The sequence below is a fragment of the Candidatus Avelusimicrobium caledoniensis genome (assembly GCF_902756455.1).
Lineage (GTDB): Bacteria > Elusimicrobiota > Elusimicrobia > Elusimicrobiales > Elusimicrobiaceae > Avelusimicrobium > Avelusimicrobium caledoniense.
In genome coordinates, this window is the sequence record NZ_CACVRB010000036.1 from 1 (window position 1) to 8,278 (window position 8,278).

The window sequence follows — 8,278 nt, forward strand, 5'->3', positions numbered from 1 at the left end:
CCGCTATACGCTAGTAGCGTATAACAAAGCCGAGGCGGCTTGCCGGGTGGCAAGAACTTTTTGTCCGCCGCGATCATTTAAAAACAAAAGGGCGGACTTCCGATTAGTCTGTTCCAGCATCCTAACCAGAGCCGCCCCCCGCGCGCATAGACGCGCGGGAAAGCAGACCCTCCGTTTCCCCTGGAACAGTTGCCTTTTCAGGCAAATGGCCATTCTTCGTGGCATAGAAACAGATCCGTCTAAATCTATTTACAGTATAGCATTTCTGCCGTTTAAAACAAAACATCCCCGCTCAAATAGAGCGGGGATGTTCGTGCAAACTAAACTTATTTGCTTTGGGTAGCGGCGATTCCGCCGGTTAAGTCTTTCACGGCGGCTACGGCTCCGAGCACGTTGCTCGCTTCGTAAGGCATATAGATAATTTTGTTGTCTTTGCCTTCTGTCATGGCTTGCAACGCTTCAATGTATTTAAGCGAAATCATGTAGCTGGCCGGGTTGGTAGATTGCGCGACCGTGTTGGCTACGATTTTGACGGCTTCCGCTTCCGCTTGCGCTACTTTAATTTTGGCTTCCGCCACACCTTCGGCTTGTAAAATAGCGGCTTGTTTTTCACCTTCGGCTTTTTTAATTTCCGATTCGCGCACGGCTTCGGCCTTTAAGATTTGGGCCGTTTTCGTACCTTCGGCTTCGGTTACCATGGCACGGCGGTCGCGTTCGGCTTTCATTTGTTTTTCCATGGCTTCGCGGATAGCGGCCGGGGGGATAATGTCTTGCAGTTCTACGCGGTTGACTTTCACACCCCATTTATTGGATGCGTCATCCAAAATCACTTGCAGTTTGCTGTTGATGATTTCGCGCGAAGTTAAGGTCTGGTCCAGGTCCATTTCGCCGATGATGTTACGCAAGGTGGTTTGCGTTAATTTTTCAATAGCCGTTGGCAACGATTCTACTTTATAGGCGGCTTTTAAGGGGTCGGTAATTTGGAAATACAAAAGGGCGTTAATTTCAATGCCGACGTTATCTTTCGTAATTACGCTTTGGCGCGGAAAGTCATATACTGTTTCGCGCATATCAATGGTGTCGCGCCGTTCCATATACGGCACGGAGCGGGTGCGGCCTTGACCGTCCACATATTCGCGGCTGTTGCGCCATTCCATTTCGTGCGGCTCGTCCATTACGGGCACAATCCAGTTAATGCCCGGGTTGAGCAGTCTGCGGTATTTACCGAAACGCTCAATAATCACTACTTGCGCTTGTTTGACAATCACAAGCCCTTTGGCTACCAACACCACGACGAAAATGATGAAGGCCGCAATAAACATAAGTCCTAAACTTGTTACAGCTTCCATATACTCTCCTATTTTTTAGTTTTTACAAATTATTTAGCGCGCACGGTTAGTGTTACGCCGTCTAATTTTTCTACCACGCAGGTTGCTCCGGCGGGGATTGCTTGTGCGGCGGTGGCTTTCCAACTTTCGCCCGCTACTTTGACGCGTCCCGTTTGTTGGACCGGGTCAATGGCTATTTCCACGACGGCTTCTTGCCCGATGACGTCTTCCGCCGGGGTTTTGATGTGTTTGGCTCCGGTGTAAAAATGGCGTAAGGCCATCGGGCGGATACCCAGCCAACATACTACGGTAATACCCGTAAACGCAATGACTTGCCACCAAATGCCAAGCCCTAACCACGAGAACAAACCGGCTACTAAGGCCCCGATGCCTAAACACGTAAGCGAAAATTCCATGGTAAATAATTCGCCCACAAAACAGCAAATGGCCAAGATAAAATACAAGTAGTAAGACATAGTTGCTCCTTGTTAATTTTTAATAATTTCCAAATAATTGCGCAGATAAGAGAGGCGGCGCTCGTCGTGCACTTTATTAAGTACAAAAATCATATTGGCAATAAACCGCCGCACCGTCTGGCGCGAGGAAAGCGGCGCGGTGCACTGGGGCGTCCACGCCAGTTGGCGCGAAGCCAGATAAGCTTGGCAATCTTCTTGCGATAAAATTTTGCCGTTATCCAACGGGTCAATAAAGAAATCATGTTGCGTGCGGTCCTGCCAGTAGATTAAAACGCGTCCGGCCAAATCAATCAAATTTACGTCCAAGCCGTAGCGATTACCGATCAGCATATACAAACACGCCACGCACAAGCCCGAGCCCTGGCGTTTGCGCAAAAAGTGTGCAAACGAAATATCTTGGATTGCCAAATTGGCTTGCAATGCTTTGAATCCTAACGTCTCAAAAAAGTAATGCGCTAAAATGCGGGCAATATCTGTTTGGCCGTTGGCGTTTAGCAATGCCGGGCGTAAGGTGCGGGCCATATCGTCTACCGTTTGGGTAATTTCCGCACGCGCGGTGGCCGGGTTTTGAAATTTGGATAGGAGCATTAAACCTTCTTCCAAATCCGGGTTGATTTTGGAAGAAAAACGGGCAAATAAGTGCGTAAGTTCTTCCCAATAAATTTCTTCTAATGTACGTAAGACGGGTAAGGGGGCCGAGTCGGAAAATTCTTCGGCTAAGGCGGTTTGTACGCCGACGGGATCTTCTTTTAAAGCGGCGGCGATCTCACGCCGAAGCACCGCACCGTAGGTGGCTGTTTCGGTAGTCAAAAGTTTTAATAAAGCTTTTAACCGGCCGTTTTCCATACATATAGAATAGCAAATTCATCATAGATTTGCCAGGGTTATTTTTAGACGGGAAAAAATAAAAAAAGCCGGAGCGTTTTTGCTCCGGCTTTTGTAAGCGTGGATAAGCTTATTGTAAGTCTTTTTCGTTGGCGGTAATAGCCAAGACGACGCGGCGGTTAGCGGCGCGGCCTTCGGCAGTGGCGTTAGACGCTACCGGGTTGGCAGAACCGTAACCTACGTATTTAATGCTCAAGGTTTTAAGTCCGCTACCGAGCAAATAATCATACACGGCTTTCGCGCGTTCGGTGGAGAGTTTGTTGTTGATAGCATCAGAACCGGTAGAATCGGTATACCCTTGTACCACGATGCGGTTTTTCGGATATTTCTTTAAAACGCGGTTTAAGTCAGACAAGGTCTGCAAAGAGGCCGCGGATAATTCCGAGCTACCCGTGGAGAACAAAATATCGTTTTTCAGATATACTTGGATGCCGTTTTCGCCTTTGACGACGTCAGCAATAGCGGCGAGTTCTTTGGCTTGTTTATCGTAATAGTTGCCAAGGAGTCCGCCGGCAGTTGCTCCGGTAAGGCCGCCGATGATGGCACCCGTTCCGGCTTTGCCGCCCGTGCTGTGGGCAATCAAGGCACCGGCGCCAGCGCCAACGGCAGCTCCGCCGACAGCACCCCAAGCGGTTCTTTTACCGGGGGTGGTGCACGCAGCGAGTAAAGATACCGCTGCCATGAGTAGAACTAGTTTTTTCATGTGAAATATACTCCTTAATTAAGGTACTTATATTTTACTTTTTTCTGCTGAAAAAAGGTAGTTGATTTTTTGATAGGTTGTTTTTTCTGTTGGGTGTAGTCTGAGCTACATTATTTACCCCTACCCTCTCCCGCAAGGGGCGAGGGGAAAAAATATTGCCGTTGCCGTTGATCCGCCTGATAGCGAGCCGTTAAAAAGCGTTAAAACAGGTAAAAATTTTTCATGTTTGAACGAAGTGAGTTTGAAAAATTTTCCTGTTTTAACTGCTTTTTACTAGCGTAGGCGGCGGTCTTTTGCGAGCTTTTCTGCCGCCAGAAAAGCGGAGAGGGGCTTGACATCGTTTTTTTTTTTGCTACATTTTATTTAGTGATAAAAAGGAGGTTGTATGAAAAACAAACAAGCATTTACGCTGATTGAATTATTAGTTGTCGTTCTTATCATCGGCATACTCGCGGCGGTGGCGTTGCCGCAATATCAAAAAGCCGTATGGAAAAGCCGCAGTACCCAACTGTTTACATTGGTTAAATCGGTAGCGACGGCCCAAGAGTCATATTTCTTAGCCAACGGTAATTATGCCGGTTCGTTTGGAGAGTTAGATTTATCGTTTGATAATTTAACTCCGGCGGCAAGTTCCGATTTTAATTTGAGCGTTCAATCTACCGATGCGGTACGGAGTAATGATTGGTTTGAATTAGCACTTAATATAGGGTCAACTTTTTCTTTATCTACGGCGTTATTTAAAACAGGCCCGTATCGGGGCGCCGGGTTTTATTTTGTGGAGAGGCATTCTTATCCGTTAAGCAAGAAAATATATTGTGTGGAATTGATAGCCAGAGTTGAAACGGCCGGAAGTTTTTGTACGAAAGTTTGGGGGAGTCCGTCGTTGGCATATTCGGGAACTGCTGTCCGGTATTACGATTTGCCGTAAAAAATTCCCCGCTCTTATGAACGGGGAATTTTCTTACATGTGTCAAATCTCTTTGTGTAATACTTTAAGGGCGGCTTTTTCTTTGGCTACCGGCAGACACTCTTGCACGCGGTAATGCGTGTTACTCGTCAGTTTTTTGAGTTCTTCAATGTCTGCATCGGTAAGGACTTCTTTGTCGTAGGTGGTGCGAAACTCGTACTCCAGGCCGCTATTTCGGATAAGCTCCATAGAGCGCGTTAAAATTTCCGGGTTGAAGTCCACGCCGGTAATGAGATTATATTTGTCTAGCGGGGCTTTTAAGTCCATGGCTATATAGTCAACCAGTTTTTTTTCAATCAGTTCTGCCAGCATATCCGGGCGGGTACCGTTGGTATCCAGTTTAACTTTATAACCCAGTTTTTTGATTTTAGCCATGAACTCGGGCAGGTCGTCAAACAAAGTCGGCTCGCCGCCGGAAACAACAACGCCCTCCAAGGTACCTTGGCGGCGTTGTAAGAAAGACCAAATTTCCTCTTCGGGGGCGGGTTCGGTAAATAAATGCGGATACACTAACTCCGGGTTGTGGCAGTAGCGGCAACGGAAATTGCACCCTTGGGTAAAAATCACCGCCGCCGGCCGGCCCGGGAAGTCAATAAGCGTAAATTTAATAAGTCCGCCGAATTTCACCTTGCCGCGCCCCCTATGGAAAAGAAATTATTTGTCGCTGGCGCATTCGCAACCGCAAGAGCAATTGCAGTTGCTGACGTTCATGTTTTTGCGCATTTCAAATTCTTCTTTTTTGCCTTTGTTCCAGTTTTGTACCGGGCGCAGGTAGCCGACTACGCGGGAATATACTTCACATTTGGAACCATGGACGTCGTTCATTTCTTTTTTAAGTTCGGAAATCTTGTTTTCTACAGCTTGTTTTTCTTGTGCGGTCATAACTTTTCTCCTAGTTTATTTAGGGCCGGTTACCCGGGCCGTGGCGAGTCCGTGAAAACTCGCTTTTTTATTATGTATTTTTAGAGTTGCGGATGCAACTGCTTTTTTGGGTTACCCGGCAAGCCAAACTAACCCAAAAAAGGTATGTTACTTGCTGTAAAGTTGTTCTTCCAGCATTTTTACCTTACGGTCCAGCTCCTGCATGCGTTCGGCTTTACACTTGGGGCATTCAAAATGTTCGCCTTCAATGTAGCCGCACTTGGGGCAGACGCTAAACGTTGGGGTGATGGAGAAATACGGCAACGTGTATCTTTCACACACGGTGCGGATAAATTTCTTCATCGCTTCCAAATCTTTAATGCGCTCTCCGGTGAAAATATGTTGTACCGTACCGCCGGTGTATTTAGATTGGATCGTGCTTTGCAAGTCCAACATTTCAAATACGTCGTCGGTATAGTTAACCGGCAGTTGCGAGGAGTTGGTATAGAAAGGTTGGTGGCCTTGTTTATAGAGTTCCTCGTTGGCGCAGATGATATCGGGGTAACGTTCTTTATCTAATTTAGCCAAGCGGTACGAAGTACCTTCGGCCGGGGTGGCTTCCAAGTTATAGTTGTTCCCGGTTTCTTCTTGAAATTTGACTAACGTTTCGCGCATGAAAGTTAATACTTTCTCGGCAAATTTGCGGCCTTTTTCGGAGCCGATGTCCTCTCCGATAAGGTTGACAGACGCTTCGTTTAAGCCCACCAGACCGATGGTGGAGAAGTGGTTTTTCCAATATTCGTTGAAGCGTTGGCGCACGGAGCGCAAATAGAAACTCATGTACGGATAGAGGTTGCCTTTGGTAAAGCGTTCAATGACTTTGCGTTTGATTTCCAAACTCGTTTTGGCTACTTCCATGCGGTCTTTTAAGTTGGCGAAAAATTCCTTTTCGTTTTTGGACAAATACCCTAAGCGCGGCAAGTTAATCGTTACTACGCCGATAGAGCCCGTCAACGGAGCCGAGCCGAAAAGTCCGCCGCCGCGTTTGCGCAGTTCGCGGTTATCAATGCGCAGACGGCAGCACATAGAACGGGCATCTTCGGGGTTCATGTCCGAGTTAATAAAGTTGGCGAAATACGGGATACCGTACTTGGCGGTCATTTCCCACAGCGGGGTGAGTTTGGGGTTGTCCCAATCAAAATCGCGCGTGATATTATAGGTGGGAATCGGGAACGTAAACACACGGCCTTTGGCATCGCCCGCGAGCATGACTTCGCAGAATGCGCGGTTGAGCATATCCATTTCGTTTTGGAACTCGCCGTATGTTTTGTCTTGTAATTTACCGCCGATGATTACCGGTTGGTCCTTATAATAAGAAGGGACTGTAAGGTCTAAGGTTAAGTTGGTAAACGGTGTTTGGAAACCGACACGGGTCGGCACGTTGACGTTAAATAAAAATTCTTGCAACGCTTGTTTCACTTCATCATACGTTAATTTATCGTAGTAGATAAACGGAGCAAGCAGCGTATCAAAGTTGCTAAACGCTTGTGCGCCGGCCGATTCGCCTTGCAAGGTATAAAAGAAGTTGACCACTTGACCTAAAGCGGTGCGCAAGTGTTTGGCGGGTTTGCTTTCGGCTTTGCCGACAACGCCGGTAAAACCGCTTAAAAGTAAATCTTGCAAATCCCAACCGACGCAGTACGCGCCCAACAAACCTAAATCGTGCAAGTGAAAATCGCCTTCCGAGTGCATACGCTTGACGTTGGCCGGATAGATTTTATTAAGCCAGTATACTTTGCTGATTTCGGAAGAAATGTAGTTATTCAAACCTTGGAGCGAATAGCCCATGTTGCTGTTTTCGTTGACTTGCCAGTCAATTTGTTGCAAGTATTGGTCCACGAGGTCTACGTTAAATTTAGACGAAATTTCACGCATGCGGGCGTGTTGGTCGCGGTACAAAATATACGCTTTGGCGGTTTTGTGATAATTGGAAGTAAGCAGTACATCTTCCACAATATCTTGTACGTTTTCCACGTTAGGTACGTTGTCCGAATAAAGCTGTTGAATAATGTTAATAACGCGAATGGTTAATTTTTTAGCGGTTTCCGCATCAAATTCGCCGGTAGCTTCGGCGGCTTTGGCGATGGCCTTGGTAATTTTGCGCGAGTCAAAAGATTGAGTAGAACCGTCACGTTTGACGATGTGGGTAATCACTTCTGAGTTTTCCATAATTGTTAGTCCTAGGTAAAAATGTCCGCTGAAAAGTAGCGGCTCATAAAATTTTGGCAAAAACAAACCGAAAATGCAAATCTTCGTCTGAGAAATAGTTGCGGCGGGCCACGTAAAAAATTAGTTTCCGACGGGAAAAATCACTTTTTACAACACCAACACCGGGTATTTCGTTTTTTGCTTAATAGTAATTATTACTAATAATCGGCTGGCTGTCAACCGAATTTGTAATAACTGCGAAAAAATAAGCAAAAAATAGGAGGGGGACTTGACGCCTTGCGTGCAAACTGGTTTAATTTAAGAAATTAAACCGGGAGGGGAAAACATGAATTTATATCAAGGATGTGCCTTAACAGCCGTCGTAGCATTTGTGGTATTAGTGATATTTGCTATCCGCACGCTGATTCAAATTTTACACACCGCTCAAGCCATGGAATATTTGGCTGTTTCCGCGGCGGAAAAAGTGGATAAAACGCAAAGCACCTTTACGCTTTTGGACAATGTATCCACGTTTTTAAACTCCGGCGTGTTTAAAGTGGCCAAAATAAGTTTGGATGTGGTGCGGCACTTGCGCAAAGAGAAATAAAATCTGTTATTGTTGAACGGTGTTCGGTGGTACAAACGAAAATGTTTGTACCACCGTTTTTTTTGTGTTTTCCCGCCGGTCCCTCACAAAGCGACAATGCGAACACAGTGTGGCTCTAATTAAGTGGAAGTTGACTCCACGTTTGCCTGCCCCCGGCAAGGGCCTTTTCTGTATATATTTTTCTCTCGCTCGTCATCCCGCAGAGTTTCTATGCGGGATATAGCGAGAGAAAAAATAAAACTT

Annotated in this window: 9 protein-coding genes; 2 read left to right on the plus strand and 7 right to left on the minus strand. The window is 46.4% G+C overall.

Annotated features, from left to right (window positions below; all coding sequences use genetic code 11):
- Positions 1–326: 326 nt before the first annotated feature.
- The 4 genes from ACQY2W_RS07075 to ACQY2W_RS07090 form a co-directional block, all read right to left on the minus strand.
- On the minus strand, positions 327–1,349 hold the full coding sequence (locus ACQY2W_RS07075; protein WP_428050752.1) for an SPFH domain-containing protein: 1,023 nt from the start codon (positions 1,347–1,349) through the stop codon (positions 327–329).
- A 29-nt stretch (positions 1,350–1,378) separates the two neighbouring features.
- A complete protein-coding gene (locus ACQY2W_RS07080) occupies positions 1,379–1,804 on the minus strand; it encodes an NfeD family protein (protein WP_428050753.1) in 426 nt (141 codons plus the stop codon).
- A 12-nt stretch (positions 1,805–1,816) separates the two neighbouring features.
- Complete coding sequence (locus tag ACQY2W_RS07085) at positions 1,817–2,650, minus strand: transglutaminase family protein (RefSeq protein ID WP_428050754.1); 834 nt, start codon at positions 2,648–2,650, stop codon at positions 1,817–1,819.
- A gap of 109 nt (positions 2,651–2,759) precedes the next feature.
- Entirely contained in the window at positions 2,760–3,392 is a 633-nt protein-coding gene (locus ACQY2W_RS07090) for an OmpA family protein (RefSeq protein ID WP_428050755.1), read from the minus strand.
- Positions 3,393–3,777: 385 nt separating this feature from the next.
- Here ACQY2W_RS07090 and ACQY2W_RS07095 point away from each other — a divergent pair, with 385 nt between their 5' ends.
- Positions 3,778–4,320 carry a type IV pilin protein gene (locus tag ACQY2W_RS07095; protein WP_428050756.1) on the plus strand — a complete coding sequence of 181 codons (543 nt, stop codon included), beginning with the start codon at positions 3,778–3,780 and terminating at the stop codon, positions 4,318–4,320.
- A gap of 42 nt (positions 4,321–4,362) precedes the next feature.
- Here ACQY2W_RS07095 and ACQY2W_RS07100 read toward each other — a convergent pair whose 3' ends face one another.
- The 3 genes from ACQY2W_RS07100 to ACQY2W_RS07110 all read right to left on the minus strand — a co-directional run bounded on the left by ACQY2W_RS07100 (position 4,363) and on the right by ACQY2W_RS07110 (position 7,434).
- Positions 4,363–4,986 (minus strand): anaerobic ribonucleoside-triphosphate reductase activating protein, encoded by a 624-nt coding sequence (locus ACQY2W_RS07100; RefSeq protein WP_428050757.1) that lies wholly within the window; start codon positions 4,984–4,986, stop codon positions 4,363–4,365.
- A gap of 27 nt (positions 4,987–5,013) precedes the next feature.
- On the minus strand, positions 5,014–5,241 hold the full coding sequence (gene nrdD / locus ACQY2W_RS07105) for an anaerobic ribonucleoside-triphosphate reductase (protein ID WP_428050758.1): 228 nt from the start codon (positions 5,239–5,241) through the stop codon (positions 5,014–5,016).
- A 147-nt stretch (positions 5,242–5,388) separates the two neighbouring features.
- Positions 5,389–7,434 carry a ribonucleoside triphosphate reductase gene (locus tag ACQY2W_RS07110; protein ID WP_428050760.1) on the minus strand — a complete coding sequence of 682 codons (2,046 nt, stop codon included), beginning with the start codon at positions 7,432–7,434 and terminating at the stop codon, positions 5,389–5,391.
- Positions 7,435–7,774: 340 nt separating this feature from the next.
- Between ACQY2W_RS07110 and ACQY2W_RS07115 the strand changes: the two genes are divergently transcribed.
- Entirely contained in the window at positions 7,775–8,035 is a 261-nt protein-coding gene (locus ACQY2W_RS07115; RefSeq protein ID WP_428050759.1) for a hypothetical protein, read from the plus strand.
- The last annotated feature ends 243 nt before the right edge of the window (positions 8,036–8,278 follow it).